We start from the raw sequence: 20,440 nt of genomic DNA on the forward strand, positions 1-20,440 counted from the left end.
CCAGCCAGTCCGCCATGGTCGCGGCCACCCGGCCGTCCAGGTACGGCAGCAGCAGCGACGCGTGGGCGGCCGGGTTGTGCTGCGCGGCGGCCAGCATCGGCTCCAGCGCGTCCGTCCCGAAGCGGGCGGCGACCCGGCGCAGCGCGCCGACGGCGTCCCAGATGTGCTCGCCGCCGCGCCACCCCGCGATCAGCGGACGGCCCAGTTCCTCGTCGCCGTACGCGAACAGCCCCAGCTCCTCGTGCCGGTTTGAGTGGTGCCGGGGGTCGCCGGGCCGCTCGGCCACGGCCCGCATCGTGTCGGCGATCCGCTGCCAGTCGCCGTCCGACCAGCGCGCGTACCAGGACTCGGAGATCGCCCAGGCGTCCTGCTCGCCCGGCAGCCAGCGCAGCTGCGGCCCGCCTGTCGCGTCCGGCGCGTGCGGTCCGTCCGGCGCGTGCGGTCCGTCCGGCGCAGTGAGGCCGCTCAGTACGCGCGGCTTGGCGGTGGAACGCGGCCGGGTCCACGGCGGGCTGGTGAACAGCTCGGGCAGCGAGGCGACCGGGACGTCCGGCACCCGGTCGGCCACCTCGGTGAGCGGCTGCACCACGGCGGCCTGCTCCGGCGTCAGCTCCGGCAGCAGCTCCAGCGCGATCGCACGGTGGGCGGCGACGTGCGCGGTGAGGAGCTGGCCGGCGAGCTGCCGGGCGGCCGGATCGGCGGACGTCGCCGCGGCCTCGGAGAGCAGCCGGACGGCCCGGCGCGGGTAGCGGCGGACCGACGCCACCAGGGCCCCGCGGGCCGCCTTGTCGTCTCCCTGATGGGTCAGCAGGCCGCGGAAGGCGTCGTCGGACGGCAGCTCGGCGAGTGCGGCCAGCAGTTGCTTGCGCCGGTCGCTGTAGAGGTAGTCGTGCGCCAGGGCGTGCAGCAGCAGCGGCGCGGCGCCACCGCCGAGCCCCTCCGCGACGGTGGCGATGACCTCCGCCGACCAGCCGTCCCAGCCGAGGCCCGGCAGGCGGTCCAGCTCTTCGAGCGGCTCGGCCGAGGAGAGCGAGCAGAGCAGCATCGACCACGCGGCCGTGTCGAGCCCCGCGGACGCGCGGACGCACTCCTCGGCCCAGGCCGTCTCGGACGGCACCAGGTACACCGCCGCCACCAGGCGCGGCAGGTTCCGCCGGCAGCCGGCCAGGGCCTCGACCACGGCGGCGTGGGTCTCCTCGTCGCAGACCGCCAGCAGGGCACGGACGCGGTCCACGGCCGGGCGGTGCGCCACCGACGCCCGGTGCCGGTGCTTGGCCGTCCCTACCCGCGGATTGAACCGGCGCGAGTTGGACGAGTCCGAGGTCACGTAGACCTCCAGCAGCTCGACCACCGCCCGGGCCGCGAACGGCAGGCCGTGCTCCACCACCCAGCCGTCCACCGCCCGGCGGTAGCCCTCCGGGGAGTCGGCGACCAGCGCCGCCACCACCGCGGCACCCCGCGCGTCGGTGACACCTCCCAGGTGCGTGCGGGCGGCCGCGACCAGGTCGGCATCGCTGTGCGAGGAGGCGAGCGCCTGCTCCACCCACTCCGCCTGCTCCGCGATCAGGGCGCTGAGCTTCGCCGGTGCGTTCCGCGTCGGCGCGGTCGTCGCACGGGCGACGCCGCCGCGGCGGGGGACCAGGATCCGCCGCCAGGCGTCCGGCAGGACGAAGGTGTCCTCGTCGAGCGGGGCGTCCGGCGTGCCCGGGGTGTCCGGGAGGTCCGTGGTCGCGGTCGTGGTCGCGGGGGCGCCCTGGGGGGCGGGGGAGTCCGGGGCGACGGGGGCGGCGGCCGCTCGGGTTGCCGCGACCGGCTGCGCGGGGGTGGGCGCCGTACCGGCGGTGGCTTCGCGGTAGCCCTTGCGCTCCTTCTCGGCGACCGTCTTGGCGAAGTGCGCCTGCGCCGCCTCCGCGGTCGGGAACTCCTTGCTCTGCTCCCGCCCGTCGGTGCCGGACCGGCCGTAGCGCACGGTCACCACAACACCGTCGACCGCGGCCTCCCAGAACTTGTCCGAGCCACCCTCGACGAACTCCCAGCGCCGCACAGCTCCGCCCTCTCCTCGAACGGTTGATCAGGGGAGGAACAGTAGCCATGCCCACCGACAGGGCGTCCGCCGGGCTCAGCCCCGCCACGGGAACGCCGTCCGCGCAACGGAGACGGGCCGCGGCCGGCCGCACTGCGCGCGGAAGCCGCCGCTGACGGTGCTCTCCCTCCCCGCCCATGCAGCCGTGCTCCGCGTGCCGGTGGACCGGCCCGGCGTGGGACCGGTGGCCGTCCGCGTCGAGCTCGGTTCCGCTCCTCCCGGCGAAGGCTTACGGCGGGCAGCTGCCGAGCCCGGCCGCGACGGTGCGGGGCTGCCACAGAGGCGGGCGGGAAACGCAGTTGCCGCCGGCTGTTCGAGTCGGGATCATCTCCGCGCGTGACACACTTCATCGCCCCGCTCGTCATCTTCCTGATCTTCGTCGTGGTCCGCAGCATGCGGAGCGGCTCCGGCGGCAGTTCCTCCCCGGCGGCGTCGGCCCCCGCCCGGCGGGCGCCGGTGTCCTTCGACGCCGCCGCGTACGGCCTGGTGCCGCGTGAGGCGCTGGACGCGCGCCGGTCCGGCCCGCCGCAGAGCGAGCGGGCGCGCGAGGAGTCGCAGGAGCTGGCGAACACCGTCTGGGGCGGCGACTGGCGGGCGGCCGCCGCGTACATCAAGGCGGCCGGCACCGACTGGGACGAGCACTGGAACCGCTTCGAGCTGCTGCGGGCGATCGCCCGCGAGGACGACGCGTGGCTGACGAAGTGGCGCGACGCGGACCCGGGCGACTGCGACGCGGCCACCCTGGAGGCGGACCTGATGGTGCACCGCGCCTGGGCGGTGCGCGGCTCGGGGTACGCCCGCGAGGTACCGGCGGAGCGGATGGCGGAGTTCCGGGCGCTGCTCCCCGCGGCGATCGAGGCGGCGCAGCGGGCGACCCGACTGGCGCCGGAGAACCCCGGTCCGTGGGTGGTCATGGTGACGGCGGCACGCGGCGCGCAGTACCAGCCGGACCGCTTCCGGCCGCTGTGGGCCGGGCTCGTCGCCCGCGCCCCGCACCACTACGAGGGCCACTGGCAGGGCATGCAGTACTGGTGCGCCAAGTGGTTCGGCTCCGACAAGCAGATGACGGAGTTCGCCGAGCGCGCCATGGACGGCGCGCCGGCCGGCAGCCCCCTCGCGGGCATCTACCTGCATGCCCTGTCGGAGCTCCGGGAGCGCCGCTCCGCGCTCCCGATCGGTCCCGAGGCGCGGCAGCGGCTGTGGGCGGTGGCGGACGCGCTGGCCGAGGTGCCGGCCGACAACGACAAGCTGCCCGGCCTGCGGCAGCTGCTGGCGTACTACCTCGGTGAGGCCGCGATGTACGAGGCGGCGGTGGAGCAGTTCCGGCTGATCGGCCGCTGGTGCGGCGCCGAGGTCTGGGCGGATCAGGGCGATCCGGTCGAGGCGTTCCACGCGGCCCGCGCGGTCGCGGTGACGAAGGCCGGGCTGAAGCCGCTGCCGCCCGAGGAACGCCCGACCAAGAACACGGACGCCGCCTACCACTGACCCGGCGAACCCTTACGTGCCTTTGGCCGCTGAGCGTACAACCACCTGCAAAGACCATCGCGTGCGTGCGGGCGGGGTCCGGCTCTTCACTGCGGCGGGCGATGAAGGACGGCCCGCTGATGCGGTCGCGTGAGCTGTCGGGAACGACTGCTATGCATGCGGCATGGCCGTGTACGAGGACCGGTTCGGCTGGACCGCTGAGGAGGACGATTTCCATCCGGTCCTCACGCTCATCGAGGGGATCACCGAGGACGAGGTGATACGGAGGTTCGGCGGCGCTCCGGACGCTGCCGGACCTCTTTCGCTCGACGAAATCCACGGTCGTCAACCGGAGTATCCCGAGCGCCGCGACCACGTGGGCGTGGGCACGGTCGGCGGTGTCGTCTTCGCCCTGGAGTTCGTCGGATGGACCGGAGCGGTGCCCGGCGTGCTGCGCGACCTGTCGCGTGGTGGGAGGTGCTTCGGGATCCACCTCGATGTCCATGGCAGGAGCACCGTTCACTACGCCGTCGACGGTGGCCTCGTCGTCCATGAGGAGGCCTACGGGCCCGTCACGCCGCTACGGGAAGGTGACACGCGCTGGGACCCCGCGTGGTGCGACGGCCTGATCGACGTCACCGATCCGACCGAGTTCTGGGGCCCGAAGCTGTTCCTGCTGGCCGAGCGCGTGATGGGCACGACCATTGAACGACCGTGGTTCACCGGGCCCTTGAGGACGGCGGAGATCCCCAACGCCGAGGTCTTCGAGAACACGCCCGCCTGGGACATTCCCTGAAAGGAGGGTCTCGGCGACCACCCGGGCCCGAGTCGGTGGAACCGGATCTCCCGGAGGGCGGGCCCGTTCCGCCCGGCTCGACTACTGTGACTGCTCGTGGTCGAATCCGAGATCGAGATCAGCGAGGATCTGGTCCGCGCTCTGCTGCGGGAACAGCATCCGGACTTGGCCGAGTTGCCGATCCGTGAGGTGGCGGGCGGCTGGGGCAACCAGATGTGGCGGCTCGGGGACGGGTTGACCGTCCGGATGCAGCGGATGGACGACTCGCCCGAGCTTCAGCTCAAGGAGCGTCGCTGGCTGCCGGTGCTGGCCTCGCGCCTGCCGCTTCCGATCCCGACACCGGTGCGCGACGGTGCACCGTCCGAGCGGTTCCCGAAGATCTGGACCGTCATGACGTGGGTCGAGGGCACGCCGCTGGACCACGGCTCCATCACCCGCGGCGACCACGCGGCCGACGCCCTGGCGGCCTTCCTCAAGGCCCTGCACGTGGAGGCCCCCGCCGACGCGCCCACGGCCTCGGACTTCGGCGCTCACCCCAAGGACTGCACGGACGGCTTCGAGCACTTCCTGCAGGCCGTGGACCTCGGCCCCGTCCCCGAGGACGACGTTCGGGCCGTGTGGGACGACGCGGTCGCGGCCCCTGCGTGGGAGGGCCCGCCGGTGTGGGTGCACGGCGACCTCCATCCTGCGAACGTCGTCGTCGCGGACGGCACCCTGGCGGGCGTCGTCGACTTCGGCGCCCTCTTCGCCGGCGACCCGGCGTGGGACCTCGCGGCCGCCTGGCTGCTGCTCCCCGCCGGCGGCGCCGCACGGTTCTTCGACGGCTACGCGCGAGCGGACGCGGCGGCGGTGCGGCGGGCGCGCGGGCTGGCCGCGATGAAGAGCCTCTTCCTGATGCTGATGGGCCAGAGCGGGGACCGCGGCCTGCCCGGCGGCAAGCCGGAGTGGCGGCCCGCAGGCCGGTCGGCGCTTGACCGTGTCCTGAACGGCCGCTGAGAGGCCCCGTCCCGCGATCAGTGCGGGGCGGGGCCTCTCAGCGGTGGCGGCCGGTCGGGACTACTGGCAGAACTCGTCGAACACGGCGGTGAGGTCGGCGGCCACGGCCTGGGCGCTGCGTCCTTCGATGCGGTGGCGCGGGACGAAGTAGACGAGTTCGCCGTCCTTGAAGACGGCGAACGACGGGTCGGACGGCGGGATGTCGGGGAAGTAGCCGCGCATCTTCGCGGTGGCCTCCACGTCCTGCTCGGCGAAGACGGTGAAGAGCCGGTCCGGGTGCTTCCCGTCGCTCTCCAGGGCGAGGCGGACCCCCGGTCGGGCCATGCCCGCCGCGCAGCCGCTCACGCTGTTGACGGCCACCAGGGTCACGCCGGTGTTCGCGCCGTCCATCGCGGCGTCGACCTCGTCCGCGGTCAGCAGTTCCTTGAACCCGATCGACGTCAGTTCTTCCTTCATCGGCTTGATCAGCAGCGGCGAGTACGGCATGGCGGGCGGCTCCTCACGCAGAGAGATGAATCCTGTACGAAGCGTATCCGTGGTCCGGTCGCAGCGCCGCGTTCGACCGCTCGGTCCGGCCGCGTCGCCGGTCCGCCGTCCCGGGGCACCACCGCGCGCCGACTCGCCGACTCGCCGACCCGCCGACTCGGTGACTGATGTCCTGGCAGAGCGCCGGTCCCGCCCCGCGAGCAGTGCGGGGCGGGACCGAGTCCGTCGGCCCGATTCGCCGGAGGTCGCCGGTCCGCGCCCGGGCGCCCCCCGGGGACCCGGGTCGCTGGTGGGTGCGGGGTCAGAGCCAGCCGTGCTGGGCGGCTTTGATGCCGGCTTCGAAGCGGCTGGTGGCGTTGAGGCGTTCCATGAGGGAGGACATGTGGCGGCTGACGGTGCGTGAGGAGATGCCGAGGCGCTGGCCGGCGGCGTCGTCGGTGAGGCCGGCGGCGAGGAGGCGGAGGAGTTCGCGTTCGGTGCCGGTCAGGCCGCTGGTGGGGTCGGTGGGGCGGGTCGCGCCGAGGGGGACGGCGGTGTGCCAGGCCTGGTCGAACAGGTCGAGCAGGGCGGTGAGGATGCCGGGCTCGGTGACGTGGAGGGCGCCCTTGCGGGTGTCGGTGGGGTCGACGGGGACGAGGGCCTGGGTGCGGTCCACGATGATCAGGCGCTGGGGGAGGACGGGGGCGGTGCGGACCTCGCTGCCGAGGCTGAGGAGCCAGTGGGCGTAGGCGGTGGTGTGGGGGTCGTTGCGGGTGGCGTCCTGGTAGAGGGATTTGATGGTGACGCCGCGGGCTATGGCGTCGGCGTTGGCGGGCCGTCCGGCGGCCAGGTCCTCGGGCCGCATGGCGGAGCCGGGGTGGACGCCCAGGACCTCGGTCCGGGCGTCGCGGCCCATCTGTTCGAGCCGCGTCTGGATGGCGTCCATGCCGAGCAGGCGCTGTCCGTGGGCGGTGCGGTGTTCGGCGCGGTCGGCGACCATCCGGGTGACCGCGGCGCGGGAGGCGGCCAGCTGGGCCTGGCGGGCGGCGAGTTCGGCCTCCTGGCGGGCGAGCATGTCCGCGAGTCCGATCTCGGGGCTGACGGCGCGCATCCGCCCGGGGTGCTCGGTGGACCCGCGGACCAGCATGAGTGCGGCGAGTTCGTCGAGGCTGTCGTGGACCTGGGCGGGACTCAGGTCGCAGGCCGCGGCCAGTTGGTCGACGCCCATGCCGGGCTGGTCGAGCATGGCCTCGTACACGGCGCCCGCCACGGCGGTCAGGCCGACAGTCTCCAGCACGATGTGAGCCCCCCAGCTGCACCGATTCACTTGATCAGAGCGACGAGTCGATACGTCTCGTTTCGCTTCGCACATGCTGGTCGAACGGGGTCGACCGCGTCAAGACGGGGCGGACCGTCTCGTGAAAGAATCCGTGGTCATGGCCCCCGTACCGAATCCGGATCTGCGCAACCCCCGCTCCCACCGCGCCATCCTCGACGCCGCTCTCGAACTGGCCGCCCGCGACGGCTACGCCAAGGTCACCGTCGAGGCCATCGCCGCGGCGGCGGGGGTCGGCAAGCAGACCATCTACCGCTGGTGGCCCAGCAAGGCGGCCGTCGTCCTCGAAGCCCTCAACGACCGCACCGGACCGTTCTCCGGGGTCCCGGACACCGGCGACGTCGTCGCCGACATGGTCGCCGCGGCCCAGGGGGTCATCGAGGCCCTGGGCACCGACCTCGGGACGATCTGGCGCGGCCTGGTCGCCGACGCCCAGGGCGATGCCCGTCTCGCCGGCGACCTGCTCACCGAGTTCCTCGAACCGCGCAACAAGAGCTGGCAGGACCGTCTCGACAAGGCCGTCGCGGCCGGCGAACTGCGCGCCGACGTCCCCACCCGCACCATGGTCGAACTCCTCTTCGGCCCGGTCTACTACCGCCTCCTGCTCGGGACCGACCCCCTCGACCCGGACGACACCACCGCACGCGTCGAGTGGCTCCTGAACGGCCTCCGCGCGCGCTGAGCACGGCCCGCCGAGCGGCGGGCAGGTGCAACTGCCGCTTGTCGCCGGGGGAGTGTCCCGCCCGTGCGCCGCGCGGTCGGCCCTTCCACCTGCAGGCTCGGTACCTGCCGACTGTATTGTCATGGACATTATCTAATGTCGGTATCTCGCCAGGCGAGTTGGCGACAGCCGGAAACCCTTTCCGGGGGTTCCGGCCTGGGCGAAGCTATTGATCGCCGGCAGGGAGACAGTCCCGGACGGCAAGCCGGACGGAGCGTCAACCGCGGGACGCACGACCGGTGAAGAGCGACCCGTCCGTCACGTCACCACAAGGAGTGCCGCCATGATCCGCACCCGTATCGCCCAGGCCACCGCGGTCGCCGCCCTCGCGCTGGGCACCGTCGTCCTCTCCGCGCCCACCGCCACCGCCGTCCAGGACTCGGTCACCCCGTCGGTCACCGCCCCGTCCGCCACCGCGTCCTCGTCCGACAACCTCACCTGGGGGTGACGGAGGCATGGACATCGTCTACGCCAGCCTGAAGCGCAGGCGGCCCGAACCCGCCCGGGCGGGGGAAGCGGCCGAGGTCGTCGGGGCCCTGTGGGCCCACGCCCGGCCCGTGGACGGTCTCGAACACGCGTCGGCCCGCAGTGAGGACGACCGCATCGACCTCCTGCTCTACCTCCTCACCCGCACTCCGTCCGACCCCGAGGCGCCGGGTGCCGTTCAGCGAGCGGGTGCCCTGCTCGCCCGCTGCCACCGGGCCTCGCCCCTGCTGCGCAGCCGCTACCTGGCCCCCGACAGCTCCCCGGCTCCCGACAGCGGCGCAGCCGATGACACCGCCACGGTCCGCGACGACCGCAGCGGCTGACCGTCCGGAAGGCGTCACCGCCGGAGCACCCGCGCATCCGATCACCAGGGCGCCCTGACGCTCTGACACCCTGACGCCGAGGCGTCCGGCTGTCCGGAGCGCATGACCGCTCGGCCGCCGCACACCGTCACATCCCGCACGCCGCCGTCTCCCCGGGTGAGCGCTGTTCCTCGTAGCGCGGCTGCTCCGGCCGGTCGGAGTTTCGCGCACCGGATGTGCACCGCACTCACGGACCGCCTTCCCCGTACCACGGATCCCGTGCGCCCAGCGCGCCCAACGCGTCCGGCATGCCCTCGTCCCACGTCCCGGCTGCTCCTGCAGGGCAGCCGTCCGCGCCCCGGACCGGGCCATGCCCAGTCAGTTCACTCCTCCGACCATTCGTCGGATCAACCTCGATGGGAATCCCTCATGTCCGTTCGCAAGCGCACCGCCGTCGCCGCTGTCGCCACTGTGCTCTCCGCCGGCCTCGCCTCCGCGGCCCTGGTCGTCCTGCCCGCCCACGCCGACACCGTGGTGTCCGGCTACCAGTCGGTGACGTCCACCGGCACGCTCGGCGGCGGCGCCGCGCCGGGCGGCCCGGTCACCCGCTCCCAGGCGATCCAGCGCGCCCAGGACTGGGTCAACAACCTCGTCCCGTACAGCCCGCACGGCCTCCAGTCCCCGTACGGCTGGTGGGCCGACAGCGCGACCGGCGGCCGCTACCGCGAGGACTGCTCCGGGCTCGTCTCGATGGCGTGGCAGCTGACGAGCAGCCTGACCACCGACAGCCTCCCCTCCGTCTCGACCCGGCTGGCCAGCCTCGATGACCTCAAGCCCGGGGACGCGATCAACAGCGCCACGCACGTCGTCCTGTTCGCCGGCTGGACGGACGGCAGCCACACCAACGCCAATGTCTTCACCGAGTCGGGCACGGACTACCCGACCCGCTACACCACCTACTCGCGTTCGTACCTGAAGAGCCTGGGCTACTACGGCCTGCGCTACAACAAGATCGTCGACTCGTCGGAGCCCCAGGGCTACCCGGACCCGGCGACCCTTCCCACCGGCACCCTGGTGAAGTCGCCGGGCAACCCGACGGTCAAGCTGATCATCAACGGGGCGGGCCTGGCCGTCGCCGGATCGGACGTCGGCCCGGACGGCTACGACCTGAGCCGGGTCGTCACCGTCGACGACGCCAAGTTCTGGGCCCTGCCCAGTTCGCTCCAGTCCGGCAGCGTGGTCCACGACCAGGCCGGCGGCAACAGCCGCTACGTCATCGTCGGCGGCGCCGCGCTGCCGATCACCGGCGCGGAGTGGACCGCCGACGGCTACAACACCGTCGCGGACATGGGCGTGCCCACCTCCTGGCTGAACAACGCCCTGAAGGCCACCCTGCCGGCCGGCATGGTGGTGATGGACCAGGCCGGTACCGACGCGAGCCGCTACGTGATGATCGGCGGCGCCGCCCTGCACATCTCCGCCTCCGAGTGGACCGCCGACGGCTACAACACCCAGCCCCTCATGGGCGTCCCCGGCACCTGGCTCGCCCAGGCCGCCACGAAGACCCCGCCGACCGGCACCGTCCTGATGGACCAGTCCGGCACCGACGCCAACCGCTACGTCATGGTGGCCGGTGCGGCCGTGCACATCTCCGCCGACGAGTGGACCGCCGACGGCTACAACGGGCAGTCGCTCATGGGCGTCCCCGGTGGCTGGCTGGCCGGCGCGGTCGACTCCACCGTCGCGGACGGCACCCTGATCAAGGGCCAGGCAGGCGCCGACCCGAGCGTGTACGTGATGGTCAACAACTCCGCCCTGCCGCTGACCAACGCCGAGTTCACCACCTCCTACGCCAACCAGCCGGTGGTCGGCGTCCCGGAGACCTGGGAGGCCGGCGCGGTGGGTCGTCCGCTGAAGAACGGCACCGTGATCAAGAACGTCTCCGGCGCCGACCCGTCCGTCTACGTGATGGCCGGCGGCATGGCCGTCCCGCTCGGCTACGCGGACTTCACCGGCTTCGGCTACGACAAGCAGCCGCTGCGGCCGGTCCCCGGCACCTGGGAGGCCTCGGCCGCCGCCAAGGCCGCCCCGAGCGACGGCACCCTGCTGCAGTCGTCCGACAGCACCACGGTCTGGCAGGTCGTCAACGGCGGCAGCAAGAAGGCCGCCACCGCGGGCTCCTACAACGCCACCGACGTGGTCAAGGTCCCGACCGCACTCACCACCAAGCTCCCCACCGTCACCCAGTAACCCCGCGCCCGCACCGCGCCCGCGCCAGCACGAGCACCGCACCAGCACCGTGCCCACGGGGCGGCCCGGCCCGCCCGGGCTGCCCCGCGCACCGCCCCGCCCGACCTCGACCCGCTCCGTTCCAGGGGGGAACCCGTCATGACCGCCAGTGCCCGCAAGAAGTCCGTACGCGCCCTCACCGCCACCGCGCTGCTCGCCCTCACCGCCCCGCTCGCACTCGGCGGGCACGCCTCCGCCGCCTCGGTGTCCACGTGGGACCGGGTCGCCCAGTGCGAGAGCGGCGGCAACTGGTCGATCGTCTCGGCGAACGGCCTCTACTACGGGGGCCTCCAGTTCTCCCAGAGCACCTGGCTCGGCTACGGCGGCAGCCAGTACGCGCAGTACGCCAACCGCGCCACCAAGCAGCAGCAGATCCTGATCGCCGAGAAGGTCCTCGCCTCGCAGGGCGAGGGCGCCTGGCCCCACTGCGGTCCGCTGGCCGGCCTGGGCGGCGACCACGCCGACCCGTACCCGGCCACGACCTCCTACCCCACCCCGTCCTCGTTGCCGAGCGGCACGCTCGTCAAGTCGCCCGGCGGACCCTCGGTCAAGGTGATGATCGGCGGGGCCGGCCTGCCGGTGGCCGGCTCGGACGTCGGCCCGGACGGCTACGACCTGAGCCGGATCGTGCTGGTGGACGACGCGGCGTTCAACGCCCTGCCCACCACACCGCCGGCGGGCACGGTCGTCCACGACCAGGCGGGCGGCGCCTCCCGCTACGTGGCGGTGGCCGGCGCGGCCCTGCCGATCTCCGCCGCCGACTGGACGGCGGACGGCTACAACACCCGGCCGGACATGGGCGTCCCCTCCTCCTGGCTCGCCGCCGCCGCCGCGAGCGGACTGCCCAGCGGCCTGGTGGTGATGGGCCAGTCCGGCACCGACGCGAGCCGCTACGTCATGGTCGACGGCGCCGCCCTGCACATCTCCGGCGCCGAGTGGACCGCCGACGGCTACAACACCCGCACCCTGATGGGCGTCCCGACCGACTGGCTCAAGGCCGCCTCGGTGAGGACGCCGTCGAACGGCACCGTCCTGATGGACCAGTCCGGCACCGACGCGAGCCGCTACGTCATGGCCGCCGGCGCCGCCCTGCACATCTCCGCCGACGAGTGGACCGCCGACGGCTACGACACCCACACCCTGATGGGCGTCCCCGGCGCCTGGCTCGCCACCGCGGTCGCCCGCCCGGTGGCCGACGGCACCGTCGTCAAGAACGCCTCCGGCGCCGACCCGAGCGTGTACGTGATGGCCGGCGGCATGGCCGTCCCCCTCAGCTACGCCGACTACACCGGCCTGGGCTACGACAAGCGTCCGCTGACCCCCGTCCCCGGTGCCTGGGAAGCCGCCGCCGCGGCCAGGACCGCGCCGAGCAACGGCACCCTGCTCCTGTCGCCCGACAGCGCCACGGTCTGGCAGTGCGTCAACGACGGCGGCAAGAAGGCGCTGACCGCCGCCGACTTCGGCCAGGGCAAGCTCAGCCTCAACGACGTGGTCAGCGTCCCCACCAGCCTCACCGTCAAGCTCCCCACCGCCCGGTAACCCGCACCCGGCCAGGGGCGTCCGGTCCACGGACCGGACGCCCGCTTTTCCGTCCCCCCGGCCCGGCGCCCCGCCGCGCAGGACGGGTCGTCGGCGCGGCCGGCTCCACCGCCGTTCCCCCGGCTCGGCGGGAGGGGAGTCACGGGGGCGGCAGCGCCGGACGTGCGCGGGCCACCGGGCGGAGGCGGGCAGAGGCGGGCAGAGGAGGGGGGAGGCGCGGTGCGTGGGAGAATCTGTGGCGAGTCGCCTTCCGGTGGCCGTCCGTCCCTCCCACCGTCAGGAGCAGGTGTGTCCGAGCCGCTCGGTCCGCAGGCGCGCATCGCCGAGGCCATCGGCCCGGCCATGGTCACGGGGCTGCACGGTGCCGTGCTCCGGGACTCGGAGGGGGAGCGGCACATCGCGGCGTGGGTGAACTGGATCGCCGAGGTGGTCGCGGTCCAGGTCGTGCAGCCGATCGCCGACGAACGCGATGCCTTCGCGGACCGGGTGGACACCCTGAGCGATGTGGCCAAGCGCAACAAGGAGGGGCGCCGGGACGCCCTGCGGGACGTGAGCCGGCTGGAGGCGCGGGTCGCCGAACTGGAGGCGGAAGTGACGCTGCTGCGGGCCGCGGCCGTCGCCGATCCCGAGGCCTGAACGGTTTCGTGCGGCGCCGCACCGGTGGTGGCCGACGGCGTCGGCGGGCACCTCACGGCGAAGACCCGAGATCGAGAGAGGGGAGTCGGCACATGGCGGAGCGGACCGTCTCCCGCCGGGCCGTCCTGGCGGCCGGCGTGCTGGGTGCGGCCGGTACGGCCGGCCTCGCCGGGTGTTCGGGCGGCGGGGCGGGGTCGCAGGGCTCGCCGCGGGCGACGGGCTCGACCGGGGCCGCGCCGTCGACCCCCGTGAGCGCGTCGCCGTCCCCGTCCCCCGGCTCGCCGAAGCCCGCCGACTGGGCGGGGCTGGCCCAGGACCTGGACGGGCAGCTGATCCGCCCCGGCGACGCGCGCTACGCCGCGGCCGGCCGGCTGTTCCAGCCGCAGTACGACACGCTCCGGCCCCAGGGCGTCGCCTACCCGGGCCACGCCGAGGACGTGGCCGCCTGCCTGGCCTTCGCACGCCGGTACGGGCTGCCGGTGGCCGCGCGCAGCGGCGGGCACAGCTACGCCGGCTGGTCCTCCGGGAGCGGGCTGGTGATCGACGTGAGCCGGCTGGCCGGGGTGTCGGGGGACGCGGCCGGGGCACGGGTCGGCGCCGGGGCACGGCTCATCGACGTGTACACCGGGCTGGCCGCCGCCGGGGTCACGGTGCCCGCCGGGAGCTGCCCGACGGTCGGGGTCGCGGGCCTCACGCTCGGCGGCGGGATCGGCGTCACGGGCCGGGCCTACGGACTGACCTGCGACAGCCTCACCGCGGCGGAGGTGGTGACGGCCGACGGCCGGATCCGGACGGCCGACGCCTCGTCCGAGCCCGATCTCTTCTGGGCGCTGCGCGGCGGGGGCGGCGGCAACTTCGGGATCGTCACCTCGTTCTCCTTCCGCACGCACCCCGCCGCGGACTGCTCGTACGCCTTCCTGAGCTGGCCGTGGTCCAAGGCGGTGGCCGTCATCGCCGCCTGGCAGGCCTGGGCGCCCACCGCGCCGGACGCACTCTGGGCGGACCTGCACCTGCTGGTGTGGGCGGACGGCCGGACCCAACTGGGCAGCACCGTCACCTACCTCGGCCCGAAGGGCGAACTCGCCGACCTGATCGACCGGTTGACGGTCGCCCCGACTGCGCCGAAGCTGCACGCGGCGTCCTACCTGGCGACCATGCAGGCGATGGGCGGAGTCTCCGGGTACTCGCAGGCCGCCTCGCACCTGCCGGGCAGCCTGCCCGGCCAGGACCCGGCCGGGCGGGTGCCCCGGGAGTCGTACGGCGCCAAGTCCGACGTCTTCACCCGGCCGATCGACGACGCCGGCGCCCGGGCCCTGGTCGCCGCGGTCGAACGCTACCCGCGCACCGGCCCGCAGGGCGGCAGCGCCGGGGTGGCGTTCGACGCCCTGGGCGGCGCGATCAACCGGGTGGGTGCGGGCGACACCGCCTTCGTCCACCGCGACGGCCTCTTCACCGCGCAGTACACCGCCGACTTCCCGCCGGGGGCGACCGGCGGCACCGACGCCGACCGTTCCTGGAGCTGGCTGGACGGCGTGTGGACGGCGATGCGTCCCTACGCGAGCGGGCAGGCCTACCAGAACTACGTCGACCCCCGCCTGGACGGCTGGGAGCAGGCCTACTACGGGGCGAACGCGGCCCGGCTGCGGAGCGTCAAGCGCACGTACGACCCGACCGGACTGTTCCGGTTCCCGCAGGCCGTGCCGCTCGGCGGCTGACGCGGCCCACGGGCGGGAGACGGCTCGGGGCCGGCCCGAGCGGCTCGTCAGCGTGCGTCCGCCCCCGCGAACCCGCCCGTCAGACCGGCACGGGCCAGCACCCGGACGAGGGCCGGCCGGTCCAGCGGATCGTCGTGGCGGTTGGTCGCGCCCAGCCGCTCCAGCAGCCCGTGCGGCGCCAGCCGGTACGCCTCCGCGTCGGCCAGCAGGCTGTCCGCGCTCGGCCCGTCGACCGTGCCGTCCAGACGGTTCGCCAGTTCGCCCAGCACCTCGCCGCGGTCGATGAAGTCGCCCATGCCGCAGTCCAGGCCGTCGTCGCCGAGGTCGTCCGGGTACGGCGCCCGCGCCCAGGCACCGTTCTCGTACCAGTAGACGCAGCCGATCTCGCACCCTTCGAGGCGGTCCCGCAGTTCCTCGTACGGCAGCCAGTCCGGGCCGCCCGCCAGCACGTCGATCGCCGGCTCGTACCACTTGACGTCGCTCGCCTCGTCCTCGCCGTACAGCACGAACCGCCCGTCGCCCTGCGCGGACATGACCCACCAGGTGCAGCCGCAGTCGTCCCAGTGGAGGCCCTCGTCGTCGAGCCACCGGCCCGTCCGGTGGCGCGGCGGGCGCTCCTCGTGCTCGGTGGTCGCCTCGAGGGCGGCGAGCAGCGCCCAGCGCGCCCACAGCTTCTCCGCCGGCGGAAGGTCCTCCGGCAGTCCCGGCCGGTGAACGGTCATGCGAGCCCCCGTGTGTGCGATCCGATGATGATCACCGCAACGATACGGCCCGCGGCCGACACGACCGTCCCGGGAACCGCACACCCCCGGGTCGCCCGCGGGGCCCGCCCCCGGGCGGTTGCGCCGACCGTGTGCCGGCCGGAGATTGGAACGGCCGCACGAGTGGCGGCGAGCAGGGGCGGGCCCGTTTCCAGAGGAGGTTGTGATGGCGGTTCTCGTCCACGGCCGGATGCCGGGCGTCACGGCGGAACAGTACGACGCACTGAACGCGGCGCTGCACGCGCTGCCCGGGAACCCGTTCGAGGGGTGCCTGTCGCACGCCGCGTTCGTCCGCGACCAGGCGCTGGAGGTGTACGACGTCTGGGAGAGCCGGGAGGCGATGGAGAAGTTCGCCGCGGTGGTGATGCCGCTCCTGGAGAAGGCCGGCATCCCGGTCACCGGCGCGCCGCAGGACGTCGTCGAACTGCACAACGCCTGGACCCCCGGCTCCTGACCGCGAAGGCCGGTCCGGACAGTACGGAGAACGTGCGGCCCCGCCCCGCGGCCGGTGGGGGAGGCCTGTTGCCCCCCTCAGCCGTCGCGACCCGCACCGCGATCCGGCGCGCTCATGTCGCCCGTCGCGGGCGTGCCGTCGGCGAGCCCGTAGCGCAGGTACACCGTGCCCCTCGGACCGGCTGTCGGAGGCTGGAGGAGCGTGAGGTTCGTCGGCACCGCGCCCCCGTCGAACACCTTCTTCCCGACGCCCAGCACGATGGGATGCACCCACAGGTCGAGACGGTCGAAGAGCTTCTCGCGGAGGAGGGTCTGCACCAGGTTCAGGCTCCCCACGACCTTCACGTGCTCGTGCCGGTCGCGGACCTCGCGCACCGCGCCGGCCAGATCCGGCCCGAGCCGGGTGGACCCGGCCCACGAGAGATCGGGATTGCCACGGGAGGCCACGTACTTCGGGACGCGGTTGAACAGCGTGGCGATCCCGTCGTCCGCGCCGCCCTCCTGATGCGGCCAGTACGCGGCGAAGATGTCGTACGTCCGCCGGCCGAGCAGGAGGGCGTCCGTGCCCTCGTACGCGGCACCGACCTGCGCCCCGGCGACCTCGTCCATCAACGGCGCCTGCCAGCCGCCGAACGGGAAGCCCACCGGATCCTCGTCGGGCCCGCCGGGCGCCTGCCCGACGAGGTCGAGGGTCGCGAACAGTTCGATGTGGATGAGGCCCATGCCCACTCCCGAAGAGGGTTCGTCCCAGCCGGACGGCCGGACCCGGGGAACCGGCGCACTCCTCGCCGCGACGGCACCCAGGTGTCACTGATTACCACGCTGCGCCGCGGTCGGCGCCCCGGCGACGCCCGGCAGCAGCCCCGGCGCGTGTCGAGAACGCCGGCCCGGGAGCGTTCACACGGCAGCGGGCGGGTCCGTCGGGAAGACCAGCACGCGGCAGGAGGCGAGCACCGCACCGGCCTGGGCGTAGTCGGTGCTCAGAGCTGCCGGGTTCTCGGTGAGGACCACTCCGGCCCTCGTTCTTCTCCCGCTCGACGCGCTGCACACAGGGCCGGGAGTCCGGTGGGGCTGGTGATGCCCGGTCCCGGGTCGCTCGAGCATCACGATCCGCGCTGCGCCGCGGCGCGGCCGGTGCCGGTCGTCGGGTCGCGGTGGGGGGCGGTGCGTAATGTGGGTGCCGTGAACGAGCGGCATGAATGGCGCGTCGCGGTGGATCCGGGCCTGGTCGTCCAGCGGACCTGCGGGCATCTGGACGGGCTTCGAGAGGTGTCCGCGGGGACGACCCCCGGCTGCGAGGACTGCCTGCGGGCCGGCCGTACCTGGGTCCACCTGCGGGCCTGCCTGAGCTGTGGGCACGTCGGGTGCTGCGACAGCTCGTCCGGGCAGCACGCCCACCGGCACGCCCGTGCCCACGGCGGACACCACGTCGCCCGCTCGCTCGAACCCGGCGAGGACTGGGCCTGGTGCTACACCGACGAGGTCTTCCTGCGCCCCGCCTGACCGGGGCCGCCGGCAGGGACCGCAGGCAGGGGCCGCCGGCAGGTGCGACACCGCCACCGCCACCGCCGACCCGGCCGGGGCCGCCACGCAGCGCGGCCGCCCGCCCGGGGACCGCACCGCCCGATGATCCGCGGGAAACGACCGGACCCGGCCCCGCGTCAGCCGCCGGCCCGGTAGCGGCCCGGGGTCGTGCCGACGAGGTCGGTGAACGCCGCGATGAAGCCACTGGGGTTGGCCCAGCCGCAGGCGTGGGCGGTGTACGTGGCGTCGTGGCCCTCGGCGAGCAGGACGAGCGCGTGGTGCACCCGCACCAGCGTGCGCCACTCGTAGAAGGTCATGCCGAGTTCGTCGCGCAGCAGCCTGCTGAGGGTACGGGCGCTGGCCCCGACCTGCCGGCCGAGCCCGGCCAGTGTGGTGGTGTCGTCCGGCGTCCGGGTCAGGATCTGCTCGATCGCCCGCAGCCGGTCGTCGCGCGGGTGCGGCAGGTGCAGCGGCTGCTCGTCGGCCTCACGCAGCTCCTCGACCAGCACCCGCAGCAGGCGTCCACTTGCGGCGCGGCCGTACCCGGGCACCGCCCCACCGCCGTCGCCCCCGTCGACACCGGCGCCCGCTCCGTCTTCGTCGTCGTGGCCGCCGCCGCGCGGGCCGGTCAGGGCGAGCAGGACCTCCCGCGCCAGCCCGGAGACGCGGAACACCGCCGGACGCCCGGGCAGCAGCCGGGCCAGGGACGGCGACAGGAAGACGATCCGCATGTCCGTCTCCCCGTGGGCGCGGTGCCGGTGCGTGGACCCGGCCGGCGTCCACGCGACGCGGTTGGCCGGAACGATCGACGTCCCGCTCTCGGTGTGCAGCACCAGGACACCACGGGCCGCGTACACCAGGTGCCCGCGGGCGTGCGCCTGCGCTCCGCTGCCGCCGCCCGAGGGCCACAGGTGACGACCGCCGGAGGGCCACGTCAGTGACGTGGCGCCGGCGTCCGGGCGGGCTTGGCGGCGAACGGGCATCGGACGGCATCGTATCGATGGCACGCCACGACGCGCGCGGACGAGACTTCCCGTCATGAGCGGTGCCCCCGGTGCCACCGCCGAGCAGAGAGGGGAAGCCCCCATGGCGACGTTCGTTCTCGTACCCGGCGGCTGGCACGGCTCCTGGGCGTTCGAGGCGGTGGTCCCGCTGCTGGAACGGGCCGGCCACACCGTCCACCCCCTGACCCTGACCGGCCTGCACCCCCACGACGACCCCGCCACGATCGCCACCGCCAACCTCGACACCCACACCGACGACGTACTGCGCCGGCTGGAACGCGCCCACCTCGACGACGTGACGCTGGTCGGCCACAGCTACGGCGGCATGGTGATCACCGCCGCCGCCGACCGCGCCGGCGGCCGGGTCTCCCGGCTGGTGTACCTGGACGCCTGCGTGCCGCGCGACGGCGACTCGTGCTGGTCCCTCATGAACGAGGGCTACCGGCAGTCGTTCGTCGCCGGCGCCGCCACCACCGGCTACGCCGTCCAACCCCCGTGGCGGCCGGACGGCGACCCCCGCCGCCGCCCCCACCCGCTCGCCGCCCTCCTGCAGACGGTCCGCCTCACCGGCGCTCACGCCGACGTCCCCCGCCGCGAATTCGTCTACTGCTCGGGATGGGAGGACCGCACACCGTTCGCCGACCAGCGCGCCCGGCTGCTCACCGACCCGGCATGGACCGTCCACGACCTGCCGACCGCCCACAACGCGATGCGCGAGGCCCCGCGGGCGGTCGCCGCCCTCCTGCTCGACGGAGCGGACGGACCCGGCGAGGACGCTGCAGTGGTCGGCACGTCGCCCGACAAGGAGAGCCGGGAGGACGACGCCCGCCAGGAAGCCGAGGCCCGTGCCGACTCGTCCTCTGACGTATGGCGCGCTGACGAGGTCACCTCGGGTTCGGCCGCCGGAGAAGCGGCGTCCAAGGGCCGTCCCGTTATGCAGGTGAGCTGCGATGAGCGACGAGGTACCGTCCTGGCGTGGAGCCCTTGCACCCTGTATGCCGTGCCCACGGGGCCGGGATCGAACCGGCGTCCCTGATCGGTCGGCGGCTGGTCCGCCTCGTGGCCTCGTGGCACGTCTACGGAGGCAGGAGGGACGGCACCCCGGTCGACCTCTGGCTGATCGATGATCACGGGGTGTCCACCCACCTCATGAGCGGAACGGACTGGTGCCTGGTGGTCGAGGCGTCGGAGCCGTACGAGGGCTACGACATGGGCGAGTGGGGGCGAATCGACGTGTGGCCCACGCAGGAGGAGACCCCGTTCGCGTGCCACATCGGGGACGCCGTTCTCGGGGTCAGGGAGGAGTGGGAGCCGAGGACGGGACGTGTGGCGCTGGAGCTGGACTTCTCCTCGGGTGGCGTCCGCTGCGAAGGCTGGAGCGGTGAGCTCCGGGTCCGGGCCGTGGACAGCTCCGCGAGTCCGGGCATGCCCGGGCCGTGATCCGGCCCGTCACTGCTCCGGCGGCCGTACCCAGGAAGCGAACCGCTGGCCTGGAGCCGCGTCGTCACGCCAGTACCGCAGGACGTTCTCCCGGACGATGTCCAGGCGGTCCGCGGCGACGAGGCAGGAGACCGGGTCCGGCCCGCCGGCGTCCGCTTCGAAGGCGACGAACACGGGCGGTCGTTCACCGAGCAGGCCGGTGACCGTCGCCAGTTCCTCGGACGTGGGAGCGCGGAAGACGGGATCCTGGAACGTCGCCGGGCAGCTGACGTAGAGCGGGTCGCCGAAGACCAGCTCCAGACCGTGGTGGTAGGTGAGGTCGTAGTCCGCGGCGAGCCGGAACTGCCCCGGGTCCCAGGCGACGACGTCCCAGTCCCACCAGGATCCCTCGGGGAGTTCAACCCCGGCATGCCCTTGGTCAGCGTCCACG

21 protein-coding genes are annotated in these 20,440 nt (G+C 73.9%); 14 read left to right on the forward strand and 7 right to left on the reverse strand.

Annotated elements, in window-relative coordinates; all coding sequences use genetic code 11:
* The coding region (locus tag ABD353_RS19385; protein WP_344624900.1) for a WGR domain-containing protein at positions 1 to 2,044 on the reverse strand (2,044 nt) is incomplete at its 3' end.
* Between the two features lie 375 nt (positions 2,045 to 2,419).
* Here ABD353_RS19385 and ABD353_RS19390 point away from each other — a divergent pair.
* The 3 genes from ABD353_RS19390 (at position 2,420) to ABD353_RS19400 (ending at position 5,339) form a co-directional block, all read left to right on the forward strand.
* A complete protein-coding gene (locus tag ABD353_RS19390; protein WP_344624901.1) occupies positions 2,420 to 3,568 on the forward strand; it encodes a hypothetical protein in 1,149 nt (382 codons plus the stop codon).
* A gap of 163 nt (positions 3,569 to 3,731) precedes the next feature.
* Entirely contained in the window at positions 3,732 to 4,343 is a 612-nt protein-coding gene (locus ABD353_RS19395; protein ID WP_344624902.1) for a DUF6461 domain-containing protein, read from the forward strand.
* Positions 4,344 to 4,439: 96 nt separating this feature from the next.
* The gene (locus tag ABD353_RS19400; RefSeq protein ID WP_344624903.1) at positions 4,440 to 5,339 is read left to right on the forward strand and encodes a phosphotransferase; all 900 of its coding nucleotides are present in this window, start codon (positions 4,440 to 4,442) and stop codon (positions 5,337 to 5,339) included.
* 60 nt (positions 5,340 to 5,399) lie between these two features.
* On the opposite strand, the gene ABD353_RS19405 is transcribed toward ABD353_RS19400, so the two are convergent.
* Positions 5,400 to 5,825 carry a BrxA/BrxB family bacilliredoxin gene (locus tag ABD353_RS19405; RefSeq protein ID WP_344624904.1) on the reverse strand — a complete coding sequence of 142 codons (426 nt, stop codon included), beginning with the start codon at positions 5,823 to 5,825 and terminating at the stop codon, positions 5,400 to 5,402.
* Positions 5,826 to 6,126: 301 nt separating this feature from the next.
* Entirely contained in the window at positions 6,127 to 7,101 is a 975-nt protein-coding gene (locus tag ABD353_RS19410; RefSeq protein WP_344624905.1) for a LuxR C-terminal-related transcriptional regulator, read from the reverse strand.
* Between the two features lie 139 nt (positions 7,102 to 7,240).
* Here ABD353_RS19410 and ABD353_RS19415 point away from each other — a divergent pair, with 139 nt between their 5' ends.
* The 7 genes from ABD353_RS19415 to ABD353_RS19445 all read left to right on the forward strand — a co-directional run bounded on the left by ABD353_RS19415 (position 7,241) and on the right by ABD353_RS19445 (position 14,828).
* The gene (locus ABD353_RS19415) at positions 7,241 to 7,822 is read left to right on the forward strand and encodes a TetR/AcrR family transcriptional regulator (RefSeq protein WP_344624906.1); all 582 of its coding nucleotides are present in this window, start codon (positions 7,241 to 7,243) and stop codon (positions 7,820 to 7,822) included.
* A gap of 322 nt (positions 7,823 to 8,144) precedes the next feature.
* Positions 8,145 to 8,309 carry a hypothetical protein gene (locus ABD353_RS19420; protein WP_344624907.1) on the forward strand — a complete coding sequence of 55 codons (165 nt, stop codon included), beginning with the start codon at positions 8,145 to 8,147 and terminating at the stop codon, positions 8,307 to 8,309.
* A 7-nt stretch (positions 8,310 to 8,316) separates the two neighbouring features.
* Positions 8,317 to 8,670: a hypothetical protein gene (locus tag ABD353_RS19425; RefSeq protein WP_344624908.1), complete on the forward strand. Its 354-nt coding sequence runs from the start codon at positions 8,317 to 8,319 to the stop codon at positions 8,668 to 8,670.
* Positions 8,671 to 9,078: 408 nt separating this feature from the next.
* Positions 9,079 to 10,899: an NlpC/P60 family protein gene (locus ABD353_RS19430; protein ID WP_344624909.1), complete on the forward strand. Its 1,821-nt coding sequence runs from the start codon at positions 9,079 to 9,081 to the stop codon at positions 10,897 to 10,899.
* A gap of 138 nt (positions 10,900 to 11,037) precedes the next feature.
* A complete protein-coding gene (locus ABD353_RS19435) occupies positions 11,038 to 12,477 on the forward strand; it encodes a transglycosylase family protein (RefSeq protein ID WP_344624910.1) in 1,440 nt (479 codons plus the stop codon).
* A 288-nt stretch (positions 12,478 to 12,765) separates the two neighbouring features.
* Positions 12,766 to 13,113 carry a hypothetical protein gene (locus ABD353_RS19440; protein ID WP_344624911.1) on the forward strand — a complete coding sequence of 116 codons (348 nt, stop codon included), beginning with the start codon at positions 12,766 to 12,768 and terminating at the stop codon, positions 13,111 to 13,113.
* 92 nt (positions 13,114 to 13,205) lie between these two features.
* The gene (locus ABD353_RS19445; protein WP_344624912.1) at positions 13,206 to 14,828 is read left to right on the forward strand and encodes an FAD-binding oxidoreductase; all 1,623 of its coding nucleotides are present in this window, start codon (positions 13,206 to 13,208) and stop codon (positions 14,826 to 14,828) included.
* A gap of 47 nt (positions 14,829 to 14,875) precedes the next feature.
* Here the strand turns inward: ABD353_RS19445 and ABD353_RS19450 are convergent, their stop codons facing one another.
* A complete protein-coding gene (locus tag ABD353_RS19450; protein WP_344624913.1) occupies positions 14,876 to 15,550 on the reverse strand; it encodes a hypothetical protein in 675 nt (224 codons plus the stop codon).
* Between the two features lie 205 nt (positions 15,551 to 15,755).
* Between ABD353_RS19450 and ABD353_RS19455 the strand changes: the two genes are divergently transcribed.
* The gene (locus ABD353_RS19455) at positions 15,756 to 16,043 is read left to right on the forward strand and encodes a hypothetical protein (protein ID WP_344624914.1); all 288 of its coding nucleotides are present in this window, start codon (positions 15,756 to 15,758) and stop codon (positions 16,041 to 16,043) included.
* 77 nt (positions 16,044 to 16,120) lie between these two features.
* Here the strand turns inward: ABD353_RS19455 and ABD353_RS19460 are convergent, their stop codons facing one another.
* On the reverse strand, positions 16,121 to 16,765 hold the full coding sequence (locus tag ABD353_RS19460; protein ID WP_344624915.1) for a dihydrofolate reductase family protein: 645 nt from the start codon (positions 16,763 to 16,765) through the stop codon (positions 16,121 to 16,123).
* Positions 16,766 to 17,224: 459 nt separating this feature from the next.
* Here ABD353_RS19460 and ABD353_RS19465 point away from each other — a divergent pair, with 459 nt between their 5' ends.
* The gene (locus tag ABD353_RS19465; RefSeq protein WP_425555201.1) at positions 17,225 to 17,545 is read left to right on the forward strand and encodes a UBP-type zinc finger domain-containing protein; all 321 of its coding nucleotides are present in this window, start codon (positions 17,225 to 17,227) and stop codon (positions 17,543 to 17,545) included.
* A 158-nt stretch (positions 17,546 to 17,703) separates the two neighbouring features.
* Here the strand turns inward: ABD353_RS19465 and ABD353_RS19470 are convergent, their stop codons facing one another.
* Positions 17,704 to 18,549, reverse strand: coding sequence for an AraC family transcriptional regulator (locus tag ABD353_RS19470; protein WP_344624916.1), 846 nt, complete (start codon positions 18,547 to 18,549; stop codon positions 17,704 to 17,706).
* 103 nt (positions 18,550 to 18,652) lie between these two features.
* On the opposite strand from ABD353_RS19470, the gene ABD353_RS19475 reads away from it, so the two are divergent.
* Positions 18,653 to 19,606: an alpha/beta fold hydrolase gene (locus tag ABD353_RS19475; protein ID WP_344624917.1), complete on the forward strand. Its 954-nt coding sequence runs from the start codon at positions 18,653 to 18,655 to the stop codon at positions 19,604 to 19,606.
* Between the two features lie 98 nt (positions 19,607 to 19,704).
* Positions 19,705 to 20,010: a hypothetical protein gene (locus ABD353_RS19480; RefSeq protein ID WP_344624918.1), complete on the forward strand. Its 306-nt coding sequence runs from the start codon at positions 19,705 to 19,707 to the stop codon at positions 20,008 to 20,010.
* 9 nt (positions 20,011 to 20,019) lie between these two features.
* Here ABD353_RS19480 and ABD353_RS19485 read toward each other — a convergent pair whose 3' ends face one another.
* Positions 20,020 to 20,439, reverse strand: coding sequence for a hypothetical protein (locus ABD353_RS19485; RefSeq protein ID WP_344624919.1), 420 nt, complete (start codon positions 20,437 to 20,439; stop codon positions 20,020 to 20,022).
* Position 20,440: the final 1 nt, after the last annotated feature.

This window comes from Kitasatospora arboriphila, assembly GCF_039528095.1.
Lineage (GTDB): Bacteria > Actinomycetota > Actinomycetes > Streptomycetales > Streptomycetaceae > Kitasatospora > Kitasatospora arboriphila.